21 protein-coding genes are annotated in these 20,918 nt (G+C 70.2%); 15 read left to right on the top strand and 6 right to left on the bottom strand.

Features of this window, described 5'->3' with window-relative positions; genetic code table 11:
* A complete protein-coding gene (locus ACTWQN_RS34145) occupies positions 1 to 777 on the bottom strand; it encodes a cyclase family protein (protein ID WP_443207786.1) in 777 nt (258 codons plus the stop codon).
* Between the two features lie 718 nt (positions 778 to 1,495).
* Between ACTWQN_RS34145 and ACTWQN_RS34150 the strand changes: the two genes are divergently transcribed.
* Together ACTWQN_RS34150 and ACTWQN_RS34155 are read left to right on the top strand one after the other, a co-directional pair.
* Positions 1,496 to 2,392 carry an AfsR/SARP family transcriptional regulator gene (locus ACTWQN_RS34150; RefSeq protein ID WP_443207787.1) on the top strand — a complete coding sequence of 299 codons (897 nt, stop codon included), beginning with the start codon at positions 1,496 to 1,498 and terminating at the stop codon, positions 2,390 to 2,392.
* A gap of 63 nt (positions 2,393 to 2,455) precedes the next feature.
* On the top strand, positions 2,456 to 3,223 hold the full coding sequence (locus ACTWQN_RS34155; RefSeq protein ID WP_443207788.1) for an SDR family NAD(P)-dependent oxidoreductase: 768 nt from the start codon (positions 2,456 to 2,458) through the stop codon (positions 3,221 to 3,223).
* A gap of 473 nt (positions 3,224 to 3,696) precedes the next feature.
* Here ACTWQN_RS34155 and ACTWQN_RS34160 read toward each other — a convergent pair whose 3' ends face one another.
* Positions 3,697 to 4,644: an aromatase/cyclase gene (locus ACTWQN_RS34160; RefSeq protein ID WP_443207789.1), complete on the bottom strand. Its 948-nt coding sequence runs from the start codon at positions 4,642 to 4,644 to the stop codon at positions 3,697 to 3,699.
* A 13-nt stretch (positions 4,645 to 4,657) separates the two neighbouring features.
* Positions 4,658 to 5,440 (bottom strand): 3-oxoacyl-ACP reductase FabG, encoded by a 783-nt coding sequence (fabG, locus tag ACTWQN_RS34165; protein ID WP_443207790.1) that lies wholly within the window; start codon positions 5,438 to 5,440, stop codon positions 4,658 to 4,660.
* 166 nt (positions 5,441 to 5,606) lie between these two features.
* On the opposite strand from fabG, the gene ACTWQN_RS34170 reads away from it, so the two are divergent.
* The 7 genes from ACTWQN_RS34170 (at position 5,607) to ACTWQN_RS34200 (ending at position 11,352) form a co-directional block, all read left to right on the top strand.
* Positions 5,607 to 5,921 carry an antibiotic biosynthesis monooxygenase family protein gene (locus tag ACTWQN_RS34170; protein ID WP_443207791.1) on the top strand — a complete coding sequence of 105 codons (315 nt, stop codon included), beginning with the start codon at positions 5,607 to 5,609 and terminating at the stop codon, positions 5,919 to 5,921.
* Entirely contained in the window at positions 5,921 to 6,355 is a 435-nt protein-coding gene (locus ACTWQN_RS34175; protein ID WP_443207792.1) for an ester cyclase, read from the top strand. Before ACTWQN_RS34170 ends, ACTWQN_RS34175 begins: the two co-directional genes overlap by 1 nt.
* Before the next feature lie 34 nt (positions 6,356 to 6,389).
* Entirely contained in the window at positions 6,390 to 7,232 is an 843-nt protein-coding gene (locus tag ACTWQN_RS34180) for an NAD(P)H-binding protein (protein WP_443207793.1), read from the top strand.
* 16 nt (positions 7,233 to 7,248) lie between these two features.
* Positions 7,249 to 8,136, top strand: coding sequence for an NmrA/HSCARG family protein (locus ACTWQN_RS34185; RefSeq protein ID WP_443207794.1), 888 nt, complete (start codon positions 7,249 to 7,251; stop codon positions 8,134 to 8,136).
* Between the two features lie 203 nt (positions 8,137 to 8,339).
* Positions 8,340 to 9,410, top strand: coding sequence for an ATP-binding cassette domain-containing protein (locus tag ACTWQN_RS34190; protein WP_443207795.1), 1,071 nt, complete (start codon positions 8,340 to 8,342; stop codon positions 9,408 to 9,410).
* Positions 9,411 to 9,415: 5 nt separating this feature from the next.
* Entirely contained in the window at positions 9,416 to 10,237 is an 822-nt protein-coding gene (locus ACTWQN_RS34195; RefSeq protein ID WP_443207825.1) for an ABC transporter permease, read from the top strand.
* A gap of 107 nt (positions 10,238 to 10,344) precedes the next feature.
* A complete protein-coding gene (locus ACTWQN_RS34200; RefSeq protein ID WP_443207796.1) occupies positions 10,345 to 11,352 on the top strand; it encodes an alpha/beta hydrolase in 1,008 nt (335 codons plus the stop codon).
* A gap of 94 nt (positions 11,353 to 11,446) precedes the next feature.
* On the opposite strand, the gene ACTWQN_RS34205 is transcribed toward ACTWQN_RS34200, so the two are convergent.
* Positions 11,447 to 12,874: an MFS transporter gene (locus ACTWQN_RS34205; protein WP_443207797.1), complete on the bottom strand. Its 1,428-nt coding sequence runs from the start codon at positions 12,872 to 12,874 to the stop codon at positions 11,447 to 11,449.
* A 27-nt stretch (positions 12,875 to 12,901) separates the two neighbouring features.
* Positions 12,902 to 13,843 (bottom strand): DMT family transporter, encoded by a 942-nt coding sequence (locus ACTWQN_RS34210; RefSeq protein WP_443207798.1) that lies wholly within the window; start codon positions 13,841 to 13,843, stop codon positions 12,902 to 12,904.
* Between the two features lie 165 nt (positions 13,844 to 14,008).
* Here ACTWQN_RS34210 and ACTWQN_RS34215 point away from each other — a divergent pair, with 165 nt between their 5' ends.
* Together ACTWQN_RS34215 and rfbA are read left to right on the top strand one after the other, a co-directional pair.
* Positions 14,009 to 14,458, top strand: a complete 450-nt coding sequence (locus tag ACTWQN_RS34215) for a nuclear transport factor 2 family protein (RefSeq protein WP_443207799.1) — start codon at positions 14,009 to 14,011, stop codon at positions 14,456 to 14,458.
* Positions 14,455 to 15,330: a glucose-1-phosphate thymidylyltransferase RfbA gene (gene rfbA, locus ACTWQN_RS34220; RefSeq protein WP_443207800.1), complete on the top strand. Its 876-nt coding sequence runs from the start codon at positions 14,455 to 14,457 to the stop codon at positions 15,328 to 15,330. Before ACTWQN_RS34215 ends, rfbA begins: the two co-directional genes overlap by 4 nt.
* A gap of 86 nt (positions 15,331 to 15,416) precedes the next feature.
* On the opposite strand, the gene ACTWQN_RS34225 is transcribed toward rfbA, so the two are convergent.
* On the bottom strand, positions 15,417 to 15,986 hold the full coding sequence (locus tag ACTWQN_RS34225; RefSeq protein ID WP_443207801.1) for a dTDP-4-dehydrorhamnose 3,5-epimerase family protein: 570 nt from the start codon (positions 15,984 to 15,986) through the stop codon (positions 15,417 to 15,419).
* A gap of 228 nt (positions 15,987 to 16,214) precedes the next feature.
* Here ACTWQN_RS34225 and ACTWQN_RS34230 point away from each other — a divergent pair, with 228 nt between their 5' ends.
* The 4 genes from ACTWQN_RS34230 to ACTWQN_RS34245 are packed head-to-tail and all read left to right on the top strand — an operon-like array spanning position 16,215 to position 20,915.
* The gene (locus ACTWQN_RS34230) at positions 16,215 to 17,144 is read left to right on the top strand and encodes a cytochrome P450 (RefSeq protein ID WP_443207802.1); all 930 of its coding nucleotides are present in this window, start codon (positions 16,215 to 16,217) and stop codon (positions 17,142 to 17,144) included.
* Positions 17,144 to 18,421, top strand: coding sequence for an activator-dependent family glycosyltransferase (locus ACTWQN_RS34235; RefSeq protein ID WP_443207803.1), 1,278 nt, complete (start codon positions 17,144 to 17,146; stop codon positions 18,419 to 18,421). The genes ACTWQN_RS34230 and ACTWQN_RS34235 overlap by 1 nt, the downstream gene beginning before the upstream one ends.
* A gap of 8 nt (positions 18,422 to 18,429) precedes the next feature.
* Positions 18,430 to 19,902, top strand: coding sequence for an NDP-hexose 2,3-dehydratase family protein (locus tag ACTWQN_RS34240; protein ID WP_443207804.1), 1,473 nt, complete (start codon positions 18,430 to 18,432; stop codon positions 19,900 to 19,902).
* The gene (locus ACTWQN_RS34245; RefSeq protein ID WP_443207805.1) at positions 19,899 to 20,915 is read left to right on the top strand and encodes a thiamine pyrophosphate-dependent dehydrogenase E1 component subunit alpha; all 1,017 of its coding nucleotides are present in this window, start codon (positions 19,899 to 19,901) and stop codon (positions 20,913 to 20,915) included. The genes ACTWQN_RS34240 and ACTWQN_RS34245 overlap by 4 nt, the downstream gene beginning before the upstream one ends.
* The last annotated feature ends 3 nt before the right edge of the window (positions 20,916 to 20,918 follow it).

Here is a 20,918-nt window from a genome sequence, read left to right on the forward strand (position 1 = left end):
CTAGTCGTCGAGCAGGGCCACCGCTCGGGTCCAGCCAGCACCCGCCCCGGTGATCTTCACCGGGAAGCAGATGAGCTGAAATCCGGTGGCGGGCAAGGAATCCAGGTTCGCCAGTCGCTCCAGTTGGCAGTACTCGCGGTGCCGACCGGCGAAGTGCGCAGGCCACAGCACGGCACGGTCACCGGTCTCGCGGTAGCGGCGGATGATGTCGGTGAACGGCGCGTCCAAGCTGAACGCATCGGTCCCGATCACCCGGACGCCCAGATCCAGCAGCAGGTGCGTGGCCGGGCCGTCCAGCCCGGTGAAATCGGTGAAGTAGCGGGGAGTTCCCGCCCACGCGGCGGCGCCGGTGCGGAGCACGACTATCTCACCGGCCGCTGGCGCGTGGCCGATGCGCGCGAATTCCTTCTCCAGCTCAGCCGTTCCCACCACTGCCGTGTCGTGGCCGGTCACGTCGAGCACGACGCCCGGGGCGCAGAACCATTCCAGCGGCAGCTGGTCGATGTGTCGCGGGCGGCCGTCGCCGTAGCGGGCGCGCGAGCCGTAGTGCGATGGGGCGTCGACGTGCGTGCCGGTGTGCGTGGTGAGCGCGAGTCGATCCAGGGACAGGAATTCTCCGTCGGGCAGTTCGTCCGGGTCGAACGAGACGCCGAAGTGCTCCCGCATTTCGGCGGCCATGTGCTCGGCCCCGGCGCGCGGGCCGAGCACTTCGTGGGTGACCGGGTCCGGTTCGTGCGCGTCGGCGTCAATGGGCGAGGAAAGGTCGACGATTCGCACCACTACCTCCTTTTCGCAGCAGCCAGCGTCACCCGGTGTGCTCGGAGGGGGTTCGAGAATGGCTCGATGCCAGCGCCGAAAAGACGTGTGAGGTATGTCACATGGAGCTTGATGGAGGTAGTTGATTGTTGTCTCACTACGCACCGTCATGAATCGAATTGCGCTGGCCGAGTGTCGCATTGGTGGAAATGAGGAGTAGCTCAGAATGTGTTCGGTTGCTCAGGGTAACAAATCCCAAATCGGACTCGATCTCGGAGAGTGATCACGCGATTTGCCGTGCGTCAAGAAAAACGCGCACAGCCAGATGGCGTTCGGGATCGTGCATCGGAGGTGAACACACAATGTGACGGGCATTGTTCCGGTCGCAATTACCTCGAATCGTGCTTGATCAACGGTTGGCCTATCGCACGTCGGCCGCGTGCACCCCTCGCCAAGCATTTTCCTGGGCTGGACACCCCTGTGGCGTGTGGGCACTATAAGGGCAGATTGCGCTTCTGGAGGGGTGTGACGCGCCGTTACCGCTGTTCACGGCATTCCCTCGGCTTGCAGTACTGGATTGTCGGCAGCGCGGCGACGGGACTTGACACGCGATCGGAGCAGCTCCCTGCGCACGGCTCAGGACCGCGGCGCACGGAGCCGTACTGGGTGGGCGGTTTCGAGTTCCGGGCACGGCCTTCGTTGGAAAGTACCCGTTTTCGACAGACAACCAGGGAGAGCAATGTCTTTGGCACGTATTCGCGAGGAGCAGGCCGAGAACTACTACGGTGACCGCAAACGGGCGCTTGACATCGGCGTGTTGGGGCCGCTGTCGTTGCGGTTCGGTGGCGAGGTGAACACCCCGAGCGCTCCGAAACTCCGCAACGTGCTGACCACGCTGATCGTCAGCGCGGGACAGGTGGTCCCGGTATCGATGCTGATGCGGGAGCTCTGGGACGAGGAGCCGCCGCAGAGTTGGCTGACCACCCTGCAGACCTACATTCTCAACCTGCGCAAGCTGCTCGCGAGCTTCACGGGCACCGCCACCTCCGAAATAGCCGGGACGATGTTGCAGACCAGAGCCGGTGGCTACGTTTTCCAACTGGGGTCGGGAACCCTCGATCTGCGCGAGTACCAGACGATGGTCAGCGCGGGCCGGGAGCAGCTCGCCGCGGGAGACGACCTGAGCGCGGTGCGAACGTTCGACGCGGCGCTCCGATTATGGAGGGGACCGGCTTTCGTCGACGTGCAGGGCGGGCGGGTGTTGGAGTCCAAGCGGCGGCAGATCGAGGAATCGCGGTTGGTGGTGCTGGAGCACCTGATCGGCGCACAGCTGCGACTGGGGATGTACCACGAGGTGCTGACCGAACTGGTCGGGCTGACCGTCGAGAACCCGCTGCACGAAGGGTTGCACGCCCAGTACATGTTGGCGCTGTACAGCTTGGGCCGCCGCGCGGAGGCGCTGGAGGTCTACCGCAGGCTGCGCAACAGCCTGATCGAAGAGCTGGGCCTCGAACCCGGCAGCCAGGCGCGCGAGGTCCACCAGGCGATCCTGGACAGCGACGGTGCGCAGGTCCTGGTTCCGCAGCAGCGCCGGTTCGGCGACGCCGGTTGGTCGGATCCCACTCGGCTGTACTGACCGACGGCGCGCGACCGCGTTCGGACCGACCGGATTTCGAGCGGGCTTTCCTAACGTGGCGCCATGACCAAATCCACGCAAGGCGAATCGCCCCGCGGCGTTGTGATCACGGGGGGCGGCACCGGAATCGGTCGCGCTACGGCGCACGCGTTCGCGGCTCGCGGCGACCGAGTGCTCGTGGTCGGCCGGTCTTTCGACAGCCTGGCCGCGACCGCCGCCGCGCACGACGGAGTGCGCGCGCTGGCCGTCGACATCGGTCACCCGGACGCCCCGGAGCAGATCGTCGAGACCGCATTGGGCGAACTCGGCCGCATCGATGTGCTGGTGAACAACGCCGCGACGGCGGGATTCGAACCGCTCGGCAAGCTGGACCGGTCGGCCGTGGTCGCCCAGGTCGAGACCAACCTGCTCGCACCGATCTTCCTCACGCAGGCGGCGATGGAGCCGCTGGCGGCGACCGGCGGCACCGTGGTCAACATCGGCTCCGCGGGTTGCATCGGACTGCGCGCGATGCCGGAAAGCTCGGTGTACGCGGCCACCAAGGTGGGCCTGGACTCGCTGACCCGCACCTGGGCGGTGGAACTGGCACCGCACGGCATCCGGGCCGTGGCGATCGCTCCCGGACTGATCGACACCGGAGTCGCGGTCCGGGCCGGGATGCCGCAGCCGGAGTACGACGACTTCCTCGCCGGGATGCTGCCGCGCATCCCGGCGGGCCGGGTCGGCGCGCCGGAGGACATCGCGTGGTGGGTGGTGGCGCTCACCGAACCGGGCGCGCGCTACGCCAACGGCGCGGTGTTCGCCGTGGACGGTGGGCTGTCAGTCACCTGAGCACCCCAGACGAGGCGAGGGCCTTTCACCAACTTGGAGAGTGTGCGGGTTGGTTTGCGTGGCGGTGCGGGTGGCAGACCTGGCGATTTCGCGCTAAATCGCCACCCGCCCCGCGTGGGAGACGGGGATTTCGCGCGAAATCGCCCACCTCACCCGAGGTGGACGGCCCGACACGACCACTTCAAAGACAGGCACTCAGAGGCCTTCTCGACTGCGGGATCCCCGACTCATGTATGTCCGATTACACAGCGTCGTGGCTGTCTTCGCGAGAAGGCCTCTGAGAACCCGCGGCGGTGCGAGTTGCGAGGGTGGTGGGAAGCGGCTGACGCCGCTTGCCTGACGGCCGCCCCCGCTATGCCCAATCCGCGCGAGCTCTTACTCGGTAGAAGGTGCCCATCACTGCTCACTCGAACGGAGAACACGACGCGAACCCCGGTGGGGCCACGGCCGCACCGGGGTTCGCGCCGTCGTGGTCAGGTGGTTCGCCGCTCCGCGTGCTGCTTGGCGGCGAGCATCGTGGCGGTGCTGTTGCGCCCCAAGGCATTTCGCACGTAGTCCTTGGCGTCGTCGAGGTCGGCGCCTGCACCGAGGACCCCCGGGACGGCCTCGGGCACGAGCACCACGGTGTGCGTCGAGGTCACCGCGGTCCCGTCGGTGGTCTCGGTGAACCGCCACGTTCCGGTGTGCACCGACATCAGCGCCGGGGTGCGGGACTGCTTGTAGATGATCCGGTCGTGCGGGAAGCAGATCCGGGCCGACTTCGTGGTGTGCGTGTTCCCGTCCGGTGTCCTGGTGTCCATTTCGAGCAGTTGCAGACCGGGTGATTCTTCGGTCATTCGAACGCTGGCGACGTGCGGCAGCCGCTGCGCCCACTGGTCGGCCTCGTTGATGAACGCGTACACCGCGGCCGGATCCGCGGCGACGTGCACGACGTCGTCGAAGGTGAGCAGCAGCCCGCCTCGCGCGGCGGCGCCTTCGGCGGCGGCCTTCAGCGAGTTCAGTTCGGCGGTGCTGTTGCGATCCACCGCCTGCGCTATCCAGTCGGCGTTCGCGCTGTCGTCGCCCACCGCGCGGTAGTCGTGGGTCAGCAGCACCGCACACCGGTCTCCGGAACGCGGCTCGATGATCCACTCGCCGCCCATCGCTGCCACCGGTGGCTGCGAGATCTCCTGCCGGAAGCGGATCCGCAGCGCCACCGGGTCCAGTTCGCGCCGCGAAGTCCAGCCCTTGACCGCGTCGTTGGCGGTCGCCCAGATGCGGATCCGTTCGGTGGTCTCGTCCTTCTCGACGTGCTCGACGTGGACCGTCGGTGGGAACACCACCGGCCAGTTCCCGACGTCGGCGATCAGGTCGTACGCGGCGCGCGCTGGCGCGTCGACCTCGATGCGGTGCTCGGTGTGGTGGGTCAGCGTGCTGGTCATCCCGCTCTCCTGATCAGTAGTTGCCCAGACCGCCGCAGACGTTGAGCGCCTGCGCGGTTATCGACGTCGCGGTGTCGGTGACCAGGTACCCGACCAGCCCGGCCACCTCGTCGGGGGTCGAGTACCGCCCGAGCGGGATCTTGGCCTGGAACCGACCGAGCACGTCCGCCTCGGAGGTGTCCCAGAAGTCGGCGTAACCCGACCGAACCCGTTGCGCCATCGGGGTTTCCACGTATCCCGGGCACACCGCGTTGACGGTGATGCCGGTCTTGGCCAGCTCCAGTCCCAGGGCCTTGGTGAAGCCCACGACACCGTGCTTGGAAGCCGAGTACGGCGCGCCGTAGATCACGCCCTGCTTGCCGCCGGTGGAAGCGATGTTGATCACTCGGCCCCAGCCAGCGGCCAGCATTCCGCCCGAAGTCAGCGCTTCCCGGGTCACCCGGAAGACGCTGTTGAGGTTGGTCTCCACCACGTCCAGCCACAGGTCGTCGGTGATCTGCGCGGTCGCTCCACCGCCACTGCGCCCGGCGTTGTTGACGAGCACCCCGATCGGCCCGAACCGCTCGACCGCCGCGGCCACCAGAGCGCGGATCTGGTCGGTGGAGCGCACATCGCACGCCCGGCCGTCGGCGCTCAACCCCTCCTCCCGCAACGTCTTCACGGTCAACCGGACGGCGTCGGCGCTGCGGGCGCAGATGAAGACCCGGTGACCGGCTTCGGCCAGCGACCGCGCCACGGCGAGCCCGATCCCGCTGGTGCCACCGGTCACCAGCACGTTGCGTACGTCCTGTGACATCTTCGCTCCCCACCTCGGTGTCGAATCCCGACCGACCGTCCCAGGCGTCGCTTGAACACCACTCGATCCGCGCTACCAGAACCGAGATCCGCGGTCCAGCCGCCTTCGAGCCGGGCACGACCGAGCCCCGCCACGGTGAGGACACGACACGACAGGGGAGGGATCGATGGGGCACGAGGCACCACCGGAGGCAACCGTCACGTTCGTCAACCGCTTCACGCTGCACGTGCCACCGGAGGAATTCGAGGAAGCCTTCGCGGTGACGTCGGACTTCATGGCGCGCCAGCCCGGATTCCTGCGGCACACGCTGCTGCGGCGCAGTTCCGGTGACGGCTACCTGAACATCGCGCAGTGGGCCGACGAGGAGTCCTTCCAGCGCGCGGTGCACGATCCCGGATTCGCCGCGCACGCCGCGAAGCTGCGGGCGTTGTGCACCAGCGAGCCGGCCCTCTACCGCCCACGTCTGCAGAGGAGCCGCTGATGAGCGCCAACATCGATGCCGTGCGCCGGATGGTGCGCGCCTACAACACCGGTGAGACCGAGGACGCAGCCGAGTACATCCATCCCGACTACCTCAACCCGGCCTCCATGGAGCACATGGACCTCAAGGGGCCGGAGGCGTTCGCGATGGCGGTGAAGTGGCTGCGGATGACGTTCTCCGAGGAACTGCGGTTGGAGGAGATCCGCTACGCCGAGCGGGGCAGCTGGGTGCGCGCCTACCTGGCGCTGTACGGGCGGCACGTCGGCGAACTGGTCGGCATGCCCGCCACCGGCCGGGTCTTCTCCGGCGAGCAGATCCACCTGCTGAAGCTGGTGGACGGCAAGATCCGCGACCACCGCGACTGGCCGGACTACCAGGGCACCTACCGGCAGCTGGGTGAGCCGTGGCCCACCGAGCAGGGCTGGCGGCGTTGAGCGAACACCCCTTTCGCGGAATCGAGGAGGCGACATGTTCCTGGTGACCGGAGCCACCGGCCGGGTCGGCGGTCGGGTGCTGGCGCGGCTGGTCGAACGAGGACTGCCGGTCCGGGCGCTGACCCGAAACCCCGGGCGCGCGCGGTTGCCCGCGGCGGTGGAGGTCGCCGCGGGTGCGCCCGGCGATGCCGACGCGGTGGCCGCGGCGCTGACCGGCGTGACGGCGGCGTTCGTGGTCCTCGTCGGCGATGTCGAGCGGCAGGCCCGCGAATTCGCCGCCGCGACCAAGGCCGCGGGCGCACCGCGTCGGCTGGTGCTGCTGTCGTCATCGAGCGTGCTGCACCCGGTGCGGCACCGCATCGGTGACGAGCACCGCGAGGCGGAGGAGGTGCTGTCCGGTGTCGTCGAGGAGTGGACGTGCCTGCGCCCCGGGCCCTTCCACAGCAACGCCCTCTGGTGGGCGAAGTCCATCCGGGAGACCGGCGAGGTGCGATGCTTGATCGGGAACCGCCCCGGGTCGCCGATCGACCCCGACGACGTCGCGGCGATCGCGGTGCGCGCGCTCACCGAGCCGGGCCATGCCGGACAGGCGTATCCGCTGACCGGGCCGCAGGTGCTGACCTCCGGCGACCAGGTGCGAATCCTCGCCCGCGCGACCGGCAGGCCGATCGAGTTCGAGGTGGCGTCCGAGGACGAGGCGGTGGCCACGTTCGCCGCTGTCGGCGGCGATCGAGCGGTCGCCGAGGGCAACGTGGCGGCGCTGCGCAGCAGGCAGGTGCCCTGGGGCTGGCCCACCGGCGTCACCGAGCAACTGCTCGGCCGACCCGCGCGCTCGTTCCACTCGTGGGCCGCCGACAACGTCGCGGCGTTCCGCTGACCGGAGGAGGACGGAAATGTCCGAGGACGCACCGATCCTGGTCATCGGAGCGACCGGCTTGCAGGGCGGCGCGGTGGCGCGCGCCCTGCTGGCCCGTGGCCGCCGAACCCGCGCGCTGGTGCGCGACCCGGCGGCGGAGGCGGCTCGCGCGCTGGCCCGGGCGGGCGCCGAGCTCGTTCGCGGTGATCTCGACGACCGCGATTCGCTGCGTGCCGCGATGACCGGCGCGCACGGGGTGTTCAGCGTCCAGACGTTCATGACACCGGCGGGCATCGGCGGCGAGGTGCGCCAGGGACGCGCGGTGGCCGACGTCGCGGCGGAAACCGGTGTGGGGCACGTCGTCTACAGCTCGGTCGGTGGCGCGGAGCGGGCCAGCGGAGTGCCGCACTTCGAGAGCAAGTGGACCATCGAACGGCGCCTGGCCGCGCTTGCGGTGCCAGCCACGGTGCTGCGACCGACGTTCTTCATGGACAACTTCGCCGCGCACGGGCCGCAGTCCGACGGCGGCGAACTCGTCGTGCGGTTGGCGCTGCGGCCGAACACCCGGGTGCAGCTGATCGCGACCGCCGACATCGGCGAGTTCGCGGCAATGGTCTTCGGCGACCCGCAGCGGTACGTGGGCAGCGCGCTGGAGCTGGCTGGCGATGAGCTGACCGCCACGGAGATCGCGGCCGCCTTCGGCGCGGTCGCCGGAGTTCCCGCGAGGTTCGAGGAATTGCCGCTGGACCGGGTCGCGGCGGATCCGCACATCCCGTACAGCCAGGAGATCGCGTTGATGTTCGAGTGGTTCCAGACCGATGGCTACGCGGCCGACATCGCCGCGCTGCGCGCCTGGCACCCCGGGTTGCGCACCTTCGCCGGTTGGTTGCGGGAGCGGTCCTGGCGGGCTCCTGCGCTGGTCTGACGCGCCGCCGGAAATCCCCCGAACGCCTTGGCAGCCTCCCGCGCTGTCGAGGCGTTCGGAGTCTTGCGGGTGCCTCGTGCGGGGGGTCGGGAATATCTGGGGACCCGGTGGCGTACTATGTACGGGACGGCGTACATTCAAGGTGTGCGCGGACAGCCCGCGGTTGCCTACAGAACCGGCAGGACCGACGAGAAGGGGAGCTAATGGCTTCGAGCGATCTCGCGATAGTCGCCGAAGGATTGCGCAAGAAATATGGGGACAAGGCCGCCCTCGACGGGGTGGACTTGAAGGTTCCGCGCGGCGCCGTGTGCGGGCTGCTCGGCCCGAACGGTGCGGGAAAGACCACGATCGTGCGCATCCTGGCCACGTTGCAGCGCTTCGACGAGGGCCGGGCGGAGGTCGCCGGGTTCGACGTGGTCGGCCAAGCCGCGCAGGTGAAGTACCGGATCGGTCTGGTCGGGCAGAACCCGGCAGTCGACGAGATCCTCGGGGGCAGGCAGAACCTGGTCATGTTCGGCAAGCTCTACCGCCTCGGCGCGCACGCCGCTCGACGTCGCGCCGACGAGCTGCTGGAGCAGTTCGGGTTGGCCGAGGTCGGGGACAAGGCGGTCAACACCTATTCCGGCGGCATGCGTCGGCGCCTCGATCTGGCCGCGGGCATGATCCTCGCGCCAGCCGTGCTCTTCCTCGACGAGCCGACGGTCGGGCTGGATCCCAGGGGCCGCAACGAGGTCTGGCAGGCCGTGCGCGAGTTGGCGCGGCAGGGCACCACGGTGCTGCTGACCACCCAGTACCTCGACGAGGCCGATCAGCTCGCCGATCAGATCTCGGTGCTCGACGCCGGACGGGTCATCGCCGAGGACGCGCCGGAGCAGCTCAAAGCCCGCATCGGCGGCGGCCGGATCGACCTCGTCGTGCACGACAGCGCCGAGTTGGGCCGGGCGGCTAGCACCGTGGAGGGCGTCGTCGGCGGGACCGCCGAGCTCGACGAGGACAACCGGAAGGTGTCGGTGCGGCTCACCGACCGAGCCAGCTCGCTTCCGGAGGTGATCCGGGCGCTGGACGCCGCTGGAGTGACCACTGAGGACATCGGTCTGCGGCGGCCGACCCTGGACGAGGTCTTCCTGCAGCTGACCGGGCGCCGCCCGGAGAGCGCCGATGCCGCCGACGCGTCGAAGAAGTCGGAGCGCCCGAAGAAGGGCAAGAAGGCGAAGAACAAAGCGGGGCAGGAGACCGAGACCGCGACGGCCGTCGCGCAGGAGGTGAACGCGTGACCACGATGACCGCGACGACCGCACCCGCCGCGCCGACCGGCGGCCTGCGCTGGGTGCTGGCCGACAGCGTGACGCTGACCGGGCGCAGCCTGGCCCACTGGGCGCGCAACCCGGGTCAACTGATCATGTCGTTGGCCTTCAACGTCCTGATGGTGCTGATGTTCGGCTTCCTGTTCGGCGGGGCCATGGTGGTGCCCGGCGGCGGCAGCTACCGCGAGTTCCTGATGCCCGGCATGTTCGCGATGACCATGGTCTTCGGCATCAGCATGACCACCACGGCGGTCGCGACCGACATGGAGCGCGGGGTCACCGACCGGTTCCGCACCATGCCGATGTCACCGGGCGCGGCGCTGATCGGGCGGGCCGTGGCCGACCTGCTGTTCGCCGTGGTGACGCTGGTGGTCATGATGCTGGTCGGCTTGGCGGTCGGCTGGCGGGTGCACGGTTCCTTCGGGCAGCTGCTCGCCGCGATGGGCCTGATCCTGCTGCTGCGCTTCGCGCTGATCTGGGTCGGCATCTACCTCGGCCTGGTGATGAAGGGCCAGGAGGCGATCACCGGCGTGCAGACGCTGGAGTTCCCGTTGGGCTTCCTCTCCAGCGCCTTCGTCGCCCCGGCCACGATGCCGGGCTGGCTCGGCGCCATCGCGGAGTGGAATCCGCTGTCGTCGACCGTGACCGCGACCCGCGCCCTGTTCGGGAACCCCGGCTGGGGCGGTGATTCCTGGATCGTGCAGCACGCCGGTCTGATGGCGGTCATCTGGCCGGTCGCCCTCACCCTGGTGTTCCTGCCGCTGGCCGTCGGGCGCTATCGGTCCTTGAGCGGCTGACGAGCTCCTCGCTCGACGATTGGAACATCGCTGCCTCCCGGCGGTTTTCGCCGGGAGGCAGCGGCATTCCGCTGCTGCGAGGAGGTTTCCCGTTGAGGAAGACGACGATGTCCGCGATCGCAACCGGTGTCGGCGCCGCCGCCTTGGCCTGCGCCGTCGTGGCGCTGCCGGGCGCCGAGTCCGATGCGTCGGTGCCGCGGTGTTCACCGGTGGAGTTCGCCGTGCCGCTCACCGAGCAGGCACCGGCGGACGAGCGGGTCTCGGGCACGCTGTGCGTGCCGCGCGGCCGGGCGGCGACCGCCGTCCAAGTGCTCGTCCCCGGTGGAACCTACGGCCAGGACTACTGGGTGCTGCGCGGCGATCCGCGAAAACCGTCCTATGTGGAGCAGATGACCGGCGCCGGGTACGCGACGTTGGCCATCGACCGCTTCGGGGCGGGCGCCAGCTCGGCACCGCCGAGCGAGAACTACGCCGCCGAAACGCCGGAAGTCGCGCTGCACGCGGTGCTCGAAGCGGTGCGCGCCGGTGTCGGTGAGCACCGCTTCGACCACGTCGTGCTGGTCGGGCACTCCTACGGATCGACGCTGGCCAGGCTGGTCGCCATTCACCACCCGGACGACGTCGACGCGCTCATCCTCACCGGAGAGGCGAGCCGCAGCGTCGAACTGCCGTGGGACGAGGTGATCCACGCCGCTGCGGAGGACCCGGTGCTGGCCGGACGGGGCCTGGACGCGGGCTACTACACCACCAGGCCGGGGATGCGCGGCAAGTGGTTCTACGAGGCGGGCACCGCGGATCCCGCGGTCGTGGCGGCCGACGAGCGGACCAAGCAGGCCGACGTGTTCAGCGCGCGCTACCCGCTCCCGGAGGAGAACGCCGCGATCGGCGTTCCGGTGCTGATCGTGGTCGGCGCGCACGACCGGATCGTGTGCGCGTCGGGCGGCAGCAACTGCACCGACGACGAATCCCTGTTCGCGCAGGAGCGCCCGTTCTACCCCAACGCCGAGCTGGCCGCGATCGTCGTGCCCGGTACCGGGCACTCGTTGAACCTGCACCGCACCGCACCGGATTGGCAGCGCCGCGCCGCCGACTGGCTCGACGAACACCTCCGCTGAGGAAGCCGGGCCGCACCTGCGCGGCCCGGCTGCACCAGGTACGGCCAAGGCCCGCCCCGAATCGGGGCGGGCCTTGGCCGTCGCACGCGACCGTTCAGGAAGCCTTGCGGCCGGGGAGGAACAGGCCCGCGACGAAGGTGGCGGCCGCGAACCCGGCCGCCGCCACGAACGCGGCCGACATGCCCGTCACGAAGGCCGCACCGGAGGCGACCGCGGCGGGATCCTCGACGTTGGCGCTCGCCTCGGTCATCACGGTCACCAGCGTTGCCAGGGCCAGTGAAGCACCGACGCTGGTGACCGTGGTGACGATGCTGGACGCCGAACCGTATTCGGTGTCGTCGACCCCGGTGGTACCGGCGATCGTGGCCGGGATGGTGCCCAACGCGATCCCGGCGCCGAGCAGCAGCAGCGCGGGCAGGATGTCGGTCGGGTAGAACGCGGCGAAGTCCAGGTCGGCCAGCAGCAGGTTCGAACCGGCCAGCAGCACCGCGCCGGTCGCGACCAGCGGCCTGGCCCCCAGCCGGGGTTCCAGTTTCACCACCGCACCGGAGAGCGCCAGCAGGGTCACCGTCACCGGCAGGAACGCCAACGCGGCGGCCATCGGCGAAAAACCCATGCCCTGCTGCATGAACTGGGTGAGGAAGTAGAGCTGCCCGATCTGGCTGCCCTGCACCAGCAGCACCGCCAGGTACGCGGTGCCGCGCTGACGGTCCGCGACCAGCCGCGGCGGCATGATCGGCTGTCGAGCTCTGCGTTCGACCAGCACGAACACGCCGATCAGCGCGAGCCCGGTGACCAGGCCGACGCGCACCTCCGGAGCGGACCAGCCACCGCTGCCGATCGCGGACAGCGCCCACACCAGCGCGGCGATCCCGAACGCGGAGGTGAGCGCACCTGCCACGTCGAAATGCCCGGGACGGCGCGCGGTTTCGCGCACGACCACCGGTGCCAGCGCCAGGATCAGCACGCCGACCGGCACGTTGAGCATGAGCACCCAGCGCCACGAACCGACCGAGGTGAAGATCCCGGCCAGCAGCAGACCGCCTGCCGCGCCCAGCCCGCCGACAGCGGTGTAGACGGCGATCGCGCGCTTGCGCTGCGGTCCCTCGCGGTACATGCCGACGATCAGCGCCAGGACCGAGGGAGCCACCAGCGCCGCACCGACGCCCTGCACCGCACGTGCCGCGATCAGGAACTCGGCGTTCGGCGCCAGGCCGCGCACCAGCGAAGCCAACGTGAACAGGCCCACCCCGGCGAGGAACACCCGCCGCCTGCCGAGGATGTCCCCGGCGCGCCCCCCGAGCAGCAGCAACCCGCCGAAGGTCAGCAGGTACGCGTTGACCACCCACGACAGCTGCACCGGCGAGGTCGCCAGCGCAGTGCTGATGCCGGGGATGGCGATGTTGACGATCATGTCGTCGATGAGCACCATCGCTTGCGCCGCGACCAGCAGCGCGAGCGCGATGCCCGTGCGCGGTCGACGTGTCGGGAGCGTCGACGAAACAGTGAGGTCTGCGGACATGAACTGCCTCCTGAGATCCGGCGCGATCTAGCGGATGACCGCGCGTTCATCGCGCGCGACGGAGATTCGCGCCGAGGACCGGCGCGGCAGGCGGGCGATGAGCACACCGACGGCGGCCACCACCATCCCGACGATCTGCAGCCCGGTGATCGGGGCGCCTTCCAACCAGACGCTGCCCAGCGCCAGGACGACCGGTACGAGGTAGAGCACGGTCCCGGCCTTGACCGCGCCCTCGTCCCACACCATCCGGACGAAGAAGGTGAACACGACCGCGGTGTTGAGCACTCCCAGCACCGCCAGGGCGACCACCGCGCTCATCGTCCACTGCGGAGCGTCGCCCCAGCCCTGCCACGGGATGGTGAGCGCGGCCCACGCGACGCCGAACAGCGCCTGGGTGGCCGACAGCACCAGCGGGCGCATGTTCTCCGCGGCCATCACCCGGCGCAGGTAGATCATCGCGTACCCGTAGGCGACCGCGGCGACGAAGTTGACCAGCGAGCCCCAGGTGAGCCAGCGGCCCGCCGCCTCCCACGGCGGGAACATCAGCAGCACACCGGCGAACCCGACCAGCACACCGGCGACCGCCCCACCGGGTGTGCGCGGTTCACCGGCGAACGGCGCCAGCAACAGCACCCAGAGCGCCGTGCTGGCGTTGAAGACCGACACCACCCCCACGTCCGCGCCGGTCGCATCGGGCACCACCTGCACGAGCAACACCGGCAGCGCATTGGTCAGGAACCCGATCAGCAGCAGCCGCGACCAGACCCCGGGCCTGCGCGGCAGCGCCGCCCCGGTGATCAGCACGATCGCCAGCATCGCCACCGCACCGACGACCACCCGCAGGAAGCTGAACTGCGTGGGCGACATCGCCCCCAACGCCATCTTGATCCAGAAGTACGTCGAACCCCACATCAGCGCGACCGCGCCGAACCGCAGCAATCCGCCCAGGTTCACGAGCACCCCTTCCACCACGACTCCGATTCGGTTCCAAGGCTGAGCCGAGGGTGTGCGGCAGCGGTCGTGCGCCGCTGGAGGAACGCTCGGTACCGCTCCGGCCGGGTTTCGAGCGGTTCCGGAGCGCGGCGCGCCAACATCGCCAGCGGGGCAACGGTTTTCGGAACAGGGAGGTCGGCGATGACGGCTGCGGGAGCGAACACCAAGGCTCCGGAGCACGAGTTCGCGGAGACGTACGCGCGGGTCCAGCAGTTCTACGCGCGCCACATGTACTTGCTCGACACCGGAGCCGCCGAGGAATGGGCGGCCACGTTCACCGCGGACGGCGTGTTCGAGCCGCCGTCCGCACCCGAGCCGATCGCGGGTCGCCAGGCGCTGACCTCCGGGGTGCGCGCGGCGAAGGCGGCACTGGCCGAAAAGGGCGAGCAGCACCGGCACCTGCTGCTGTCGCTGGACGTCGAACCGCGCCCGGACGGTTCCCTGCGGGTGCGCAGCTACGCGCAGATCATCGCCACGCCGCGCGGCGGCCAGCCGCGGTTGCACCTGATGTGCGTGACCCACGACCGGCTGGTCACCGAAGACGGCGAACTGCGGGTGGCGCACCGCAAGGTCACCAGGGACGACCGGTGAGGGGAATCGTCCTGGCGGGCGGGTCCGGCACCCGGCTGCGGCCACTGACCCTGGCGGTGTCCAAGCAGTTGCTGCCGGTCGGGGACAAGCCGATGATCTACTACCCGCTGTCGGTGCTGATGCTGGCCGGGATCAAGGACATCCTCATCATCTGCACGCCGCGCGACGTCGAGCGGTACCGGGCGCTGCTCGGGGACGGCTCGGCGCTCGGGCTGCGGTTCAGCTACGCCGTGCAACCCGAGCCCGCCGGTCTGGCCGAGGCGTTCGTCATCGGTGCAGACCACATCGGTGACGAACCGGTGGCGCTCGTGCTGGGCGACAACATCTTCCACGGCGCGGCGTTCCAGCAGGTGCTGCGCGAGGCGGTGCGGCAGCTGGACGGGTGCGTGCTGTTCGGCTACCAGGTGCACGACCCGCAGCACTACGGGGTGGGGGAGACCGACGCGACCGGGCGGCTGATCGGGCTGGCGGAGAAACCCGCGCGGCCGCGGTCCAACCGGGCCATCACCGGGCTGTACCTCTACGACCCGGACGTGGTCGACATCGCCAAGAACCTGCGCCCGTCGCCGCGCGGTGAACTGGAGATCACCGACGTCAACCGGGTCTACCTGGAGCGCGGTCGAGCCAGGCTGGTGGACCTGGGACGCGGATTCGCCTGGCTGGACACCGGAACGCCGGAGTCGTTGGTGCAAGCGGCGCAGTACGTCACGACGCTGGAGCAGCGGCAGGGCGTGCGAATCGCCTGCCTGGAAGAGGTCGCGTTGCGGATGGGCTTCATCGACGCCCGAACGTGCCGCCGCCTCGGCGAGGACATGGGCAACTCGGCGTACGGCCAGTACGTCGTGGCGCTGGCCCGCGAGCACGGCGCTTGACGAGACACCGGACTTGACGGGTCGTGAGTGCCAAAACCGGCTCCAACCGGTTTTCGCACTCACGACCCGAGTTCGAGGACAGGCACTCAGAACCGCGGTAGCAGGCCGCGTTCCCGCACCTCGCGCAACGTCGGGGCGCTGTCGTCGCGCTCGGAGAGGATCCGCGGCAGCTCCGTCGGCCACGGCAGCGCGAGGTCCGCGTCCAGCGGGTGCACCGTCAGCTCCGCGCCCGGCACGTACTCCCGGTCGCACAGGTACAGCATCACGGCCCGGTCGCTGCACGCGACGAACGCGTGCCCGAACCCGACGGGCAGGTACGCGGCGCTGGGCCGGTCCTGGGACATCGGTGTCACCGTCCACCGGCCGAAGGTCGGCGATCCGATCCGCAGGTCCACGGCCACGTCCAGCACTTCACCGTGCGCGCAGGTGACGTACTTGGCCTGCCCGGATCCGTCGGCGAAATAGTGCACGCCGCGGATCACGCCGCGCTTGGAGATGGACATGTTCGCCTGCGCCACGGTGAACGGCACGTCGGTCTCCGCGGTGAACCTGCTCGCCCGGTACCACTCCACGAACTCGCCGCGAGAATCCCGGTGCGCGGTGAGCTCGGCGTGCCAGCCACCGGTAGGGGCGGAGGCGCGGACGTTTGCGGTCAAGATGGGCTCCCTTCGGCTCCGGGCACTGCGGTAGGGCGGTGCCGGGCCAACGATGACCGCGCCTGCTCGAAGACCGCTCCAGGCGGAGCCGGACGGGACCTCCACCGGGGCGCGACCGATCCTCGATGCGGCAGCGGCAGTCTCAGCTGGACGGATTCGTGCGACGAAAGGTGTCCCGTGCTGCTGGCCGATCCCGGCCCCGAACCGGGGCGAAGGCTTGAACGCAGGATGCAACTGACCCGTGGCCTGCACTGGCTGCTCGCGGCACAGGGCGACCCGTACGCGGCGCTGCTGCGCGGATACGACCGGATTCCCGCCGCCGCACTGCGCGAACCCGGCGTGGTGTGGCGAAGCCGCACCGGTGCGTGGGTGACGGCCCACCACCGGACGGCAGCGCTCGCCCTGGCACATCCGGATCTGGCCGGGCCGCCGGAGTTCCGCGACAACACCGCGGCGGTGGTCGACCGAGCGGCCGCCCAGCGGGTGATCGACCGCCTGGCGGTGCGCTTCGACCTGGCGCAGGCGGCTCGGGACAGCGCGATCGCGGCGCTCGGCGGTGCCGCGGACGCGGTAACGGAGTTGCTGCCGGTGCTGGACGCCGCGGTTTGCCCGCAGGAGCCCGGAATCGCGCGCCTGCTGGCCGCCGATGGCGATCTGCGCCGCACCGCGGCGGCCGTGCAGGTGGCCGCGACGTTGACGGCGAACGCGGTGACCGAACTGCTCGACGCGGACCGCTGGCACGACTTCGCCGCAGGCCGTCTTCCGGTGGAATCCGTGATCATCGAGACGTTGCGCCACGCGCCGCCGGTGCGGCTCGTGCCGACCACCGCCACCGGCCCCGTCGACCTGGCGGGAAACGCGGTGCCGCGAGGGGAATCACTGGTCGTGCTGCTCGACGCCGCGAACCGGGATCCGGCGGTCTTCCCCGAACCGGACGAGTTCGTCCCGAACCGGTTCGACGACGGCGGGCCGGGGCAGGTGCTGCTGCCGAATGGTCCGGTCGCCTTCGCCCGGGACCACGCGGAGCTGTTCCTCACCGCGCTCGCCGAGCGTTTCCCGCGACTTCGGGCCGACGGACCGGCGGTGCGCGCGAGGCGGGCACCGGTCACCCGCTTCCCGCACCGCCACCCGGTCGCTTCGACGGAGGTGAGCCGCTGATGAGAGTGCTCTTCTCGTGCATGCCGCATCCCACCCACCTGCAACCGATGGTGCCGCTGGCGTGGGCGCTGCGGGCCGCCGGTCACGAGGTTCGGGTGGCAGCCCAACCGGAACTGGTCGACGCGATCACGCAGGCCGGGGTGACCGCGGTGCCGGTCGGTGCCGAGCACTGGTACGCCGCCGATCCCTGGGCGCCGGAGCTGCTCGGTGAGCTGCTGGCCGCGGGCGGGTCGGAGCACGTCGAGTTCTTCGACTGGGCGGCCAGCGATCCGGCGTCCTGGAGCCACGAGGGACTGCTGGGGCTCGAACACACCATGATTTCGTCGCTGTTCGCGTCGTTCAACAGCGACCAGGTGATCGACGACCTGGTCGCGTTCGCCCGCGAATGGCGGCCGGATCTGGTGGTCTGGGAGCAGTTCACCCTCGCCGGTGCGGTCGCGGCGACCGCCGTGGATGCCGCGCACACCCGGTTCGTCTACGGGCCGGACATCACCATGCGCGCCAGGCAGCGGTTCCTGGCCCGCACCGCCGAGCAGCACCCGGAGCATCGCGAAGACCCCACCGCCGAATGGCTTTCCGCGGTGCTGGCCCGCTTCGGGCGCGATTACCGCGAAACAGTCCGAAGTGGACACGCGACGATCGACGTGACGCCGCCCAGCACCCGGCTCGGCCTGGGGCTGCGCACCGTGGACATGCGCTACGTGCCCTACAACGGTCGCGCGGTGCTGCCCGAATGGCTGGCCGAGCCGACCTCGAAGCCACGTGTCTGCGTCACCCTGGGAGTGTCCGACGAACTGGGCGATGCGGCGGCCACGGTGCGGGAGATCCTCGCCGGTTTGGCCGATCTCGATGTGGAGGTCGTCGCCACCATCGGCGCCGCGCAGCAGGACCAGGTGCCGAGCAACGTGCGGGCGGTCGACTTCATCCCCCTGCACGACCTGTTGCCCTCCTGCGCCGCGATCGTGCACCACGGCGGCGTCGGCACCCGGGCGACCGCGGAGGTGCACGGGATTCCGCAGCTGATCCTCGCCTACGGCTACGACACCGTGGTGAAGGCGACCCGCACCGAGGAGCTCGGTGCCGGTTTGTGCCTGCCCGCGGCGCGGGCCGACGTGGCATCGGTGCGCTCGGCGGTGCGGCGGCTGTTGCGCGAGCCGGAATTCCGTTCGGGCGCGGGGAAACTCCGCGACGAGGTGGCCGCGCTGCCCGCGCCCGCGGCCGTGGTGCCGGAGCTGGTCGAGCTGGTGGGCGAGCACGGCTCGACGGTGCGGAGGTGAGGGGCCGGATGAGGATGTCACCGAGCGCGGGCCTGCTGGTGCGGCCCGCCGAACGGCTCGCGGGGCGGCTCGCGGTGTCCAGCCTGGTGCGAGACGCCGGGGTGCTCGCCGACTTCCACCAGTGGCTGGCCGACCTGAGCACGCGGTCCTACACCGAGGTCGAGCCGATCGCCCTGGACGAACTGGACGGCTGGTCGACCGAACCGCGCACCGGCAACATCGTGCACGCCAGCGGCCGGTTCTTCGTGGTGGAAGGCCTGGACGTGCACATCCCCGGCGGGCCGGTGCCGCGGTGGCGCCAGCCCATCATCAACCAGCCCGAGGTCGGAGTGCTCGGCATCCTGGCCAAGGAGTTCGACGGGGTGCTGCACTTCCTGATGCAGGCCAAGGTGGAGCCGGGCAACTGCAACGGCTTGCAGCTGTCGCCGACCGTGCAGGCGACGCGGAGCAACTACACCGGGGCGCACCGCGGACGTTCCGTGCCGTACCTGGATTTCTTCCTCGACACCGGTGCCCACACCGTGATCGCCGACGTGCGCCAGTCCGAGCAGGGCGCGTGGTTCCACCAGAAGCGCAACCGGAACATGGTCGTGGAGGTCCACGGCGAGGTGCCGCTGCGGGACGGGTTCCGCTGGTTCACCCTCGGGCAGCTGAACCAACTGCTCGCGGCCGACGATCTGGTGAACATGGACGCCCGAACCGTGTTGTCCTGCCTGCCGTTCGCGGGCCCCGACGTCCGACGGGTGATCAGCGCGGGCGACGACTGGTTCCGCGACGCGCTGCTGCGGTCCTGCGTCGCGGCGGAGGGCAGCGTGCACAGCGACGAGGACATCCGGAGCTGGATCACCAGCGCGCGCACCAGCACCGACGTGCACACCCGCCGGATTCCGCTGGTCGAGGTGCACGGCTGGCACCGGGCGGACGGCCGGATCCGGCACGAGAGCGGGCTGTTCTTCGAGGTGATGGGAGTCCGGGTACGCGCCCGCAGCCGCGAGGTCGACCAGTGGACGCAGCCGATGATCGAGGCGAGCGGTCCGGGCGTGGTCGCCTTCGTCGTCCGGCGCATCGGCGGCGTGCTGCACGTGCTGGTGCACGGCCGAGTGGAGCCCGGCTACGTCGATGTGATCGAGCTGGCGCCGACGGTGCAGTGCAAGCCGGAGAACTACCGGGCGCTCCCGGCAGCGGCCCGGCCGCCGTTCCTGGACTACGTCATGACAGCGGCCCCGGAGCGGATCCGGTTCGACGCGGTGCTGTCGGAGGAGGGCGGGCGGTTCTTCCGCACCCGCAACCGGTACCTGATCGTCGAGGCCGCACCGGACGAAGCACTGGCGCATCCGGAATTCCGCTGGGTGACCGCGGATCAGCTGGTCGGACTGCTGCGGCACAGCCACTACCTGAACGTCCAGGCGCGCAGCCTGGTGGCCTGCCTGCACAGCCTGCTGTGCGCACCGGCGGGCCGTCGAGGAGAAGGGACGCCATGACTCCGACTGCGGATTACGAGCCCGACGCAGCTCTGGTGCGCGCGATGCTGCGCATCCGCCGCGTCGAGGAGGTCCTCGCCGACTACTACCGCGACGAGCAGCAGATGCGAACGCCCACGCACTTCTCCATCGGCCAGGAGGCCACCGCCGTCGGCATGTGCGCGGCGACGAGGCCGGGCGACGTCGTCTACACCGGACACCGGTCGCACGCCCCCTACCTCGCCAAGGGCGGCGATCTGCAGGCGATGGTGGACGAACTGCACGGGCGGGAGACCGGCTGCGCCAAGGGCCGTGGCGGGTCCATCCACCTGATCGACACCGCGGTCGGGTTCGCGGGCTCCGCGGCGATCCTCGGCGAGATGATCGCGGTCGCGACCGGTGCGGCGTGGGCTTTCGCCTTGCGGGGTGAGCCGAGGGTCGCGTTGACCTTCTTCGGCGACGGCGCCACCGAGGAGGGCGTGTTCGCCGAATCGCTGAACTTCGCCGCGGTGCACCGGCTTCCGGTCGTCTTCGCCTGCGAGAACAACCAGTACTCCATCTCGTCGCCGCTGCGGCAGCGGCAACCCGTCGGGACCGGCATCACCGAGCGCGCCGCCGCGCACGGCGTGCACGCGGTTTCGGTGGACGGCAACGACGTCTTCGCGGTGCGCGACGCCGGGCGGGCGGCGGTGCGCCGGTGCCGCGCCGGGGCCGGACCGGTCCTCTTGGAGTTGCACACCTACCGGTGGCGCGAACACGTCGGTCCGGGCTGGGACCACGACCACGGGTACCGCAGTGCGGAAGAGATCGACGCGTGGGTCGACCGCTGCCCGATCCGGCGCGCGGCCGACGCCGTGCGGGCGGCGCAGCCGCGGATCGACCGGTGGTTGCGGGAGTGGGACGCGGAGTTCACCGCCGAGATCCACGACGCGGTGCGCGCCGCCAAGGCCGCGCCGTGGCCGTCGATCGCGGAGCTGACCCGTGGCGCGTACGAGCCGACGGCAGCCGCCGCGGTCGGCGGCGAGAGGAGCTGAGAA

It is taken from the genome of Saccharopolyspora antiqui (genome assembly GCF_052246905.1).
Lineage (GTDB): Bacteria > Actinomycetota > Actinomycetes > Mycobacteriales > Pseudonocardiaceae > Saccharopolyspora.

Coding starts and splice junctions, on each gene's coding strand:
- ACTWQN_RS34185 (WP_443207794.1), top strand. CDS start 7,249: ATGTCCGAGGACGCACCGATCCTGGTCATCGGAGCGACCGGCTTGCAG.
- ACTWQN_RS34150 (WP_443207787.1), top strand. CDS start 1,496: ATGTCTTTGGCACGTATTCGCGAGGAGCAGGCCGAGAACTACTACGGT.
- ACTWQN_RS34180 (WP_443207793.1), top strand. CDS start 6,390: ATGTTCCTGGTGACCGGAGCCACCGGCCGGGTCGGCGGTCGGGTGCTG.
- ACTWQN_RS34195 (WP_443207825.1), top strand. CDS start 9,416: ATGACCGCGACGACCGCACCCGCCGCGCCGACCGGCGGCCTGCGCTGG.
- ACTWQN_RS34205 (WP_443207797.1), bottom strand. CDS start 12,874: ATGTCCGCAGACCTCACTGTTTCGTCGACGCTCCCGACACGTCGACCG.
- ACTWQN_RS34235 (WP_443207803.1), top strand. CDS start 17,144: ATGAGAGTGCTCTTCTCGTGCATGCCGCATCCCACCCACCTGCAACCG.
- ACTWQN_RS34215 (WP_443207799.1), top strand. CDS start 14,009: ATGACGGCTGCGGGAGCGAACACCAAGGCTCCGGAGCACGAGTTCGCG.
- ACTWQN_RS34230 (WP_443207802.1), top strand. CDS start 16,215: ATGCAACTGACCCGTGGCCTGCACTGGCTGCTCGCGGCACAGGGCGAC.
- ACTWQN_RS34190 (WP_443207795.1), top strand. CDS start 8,340: ATGGCTTCGAGCGATCTCGCGATAGTCGCCGAAGGATTGCGCAAGAAA.
- ACTWQN_RS34200 (WP_443207796.1), top strand. CDS start 10,345: ATGTCCGCGATCGCAACCGGTGTCGGCGCCGCCGCCTTGGCCTGCGCC.
- ACTWQN_RS34245 (WP_443207805.1), top strand. CDS start 19,899: ATGACTCCGACTGCGGATTACGAGCCCGACGCAGCTCTGGTGCGCGCG.
- ACTWQN_RS34175 (WP_443207792.1), top strand. CDS start 5,921: ATGAGCGCCAACATCGATGCCGTGCGCCGGATGGTGCGCGCCTACAAC.
- fabG (WP_443207790.1), bottom strand. CDS start 5,440: ATGTCACAGGACGTACGCAACGTGCTGGTGACCGGTGGCACCAGCGGG.
- ACTWQN_RS34240 (WP_443207804.1), top strand. CDS start 18,430: ATGAGGATGTCACCGAGCGCGGGCCTGCTGGTGCGGCCCGCCGAACGG.
- ACTWQN_RS34160 (WP_443207789.1), bottom strand. CDS start 4,644: ATGACCAGCACGCTGACCCACCACACCGAGCACCGCATCGAGGTCGAC.
- ACTWQN_RS34170 (WP_443207791.1), top strand. CDS start 5,607: ATGGGGCACGAGGCACCACCGGAGGCAACCGTCACGTTCGTCAACCGC.
- ACTWQN_RS34155 (WP_443207788.1), top strand. CDS start 2,456: ATGACCAAATCCACGCAAGGCGAATCGCCCCGCGGCGTTGTGATCACG.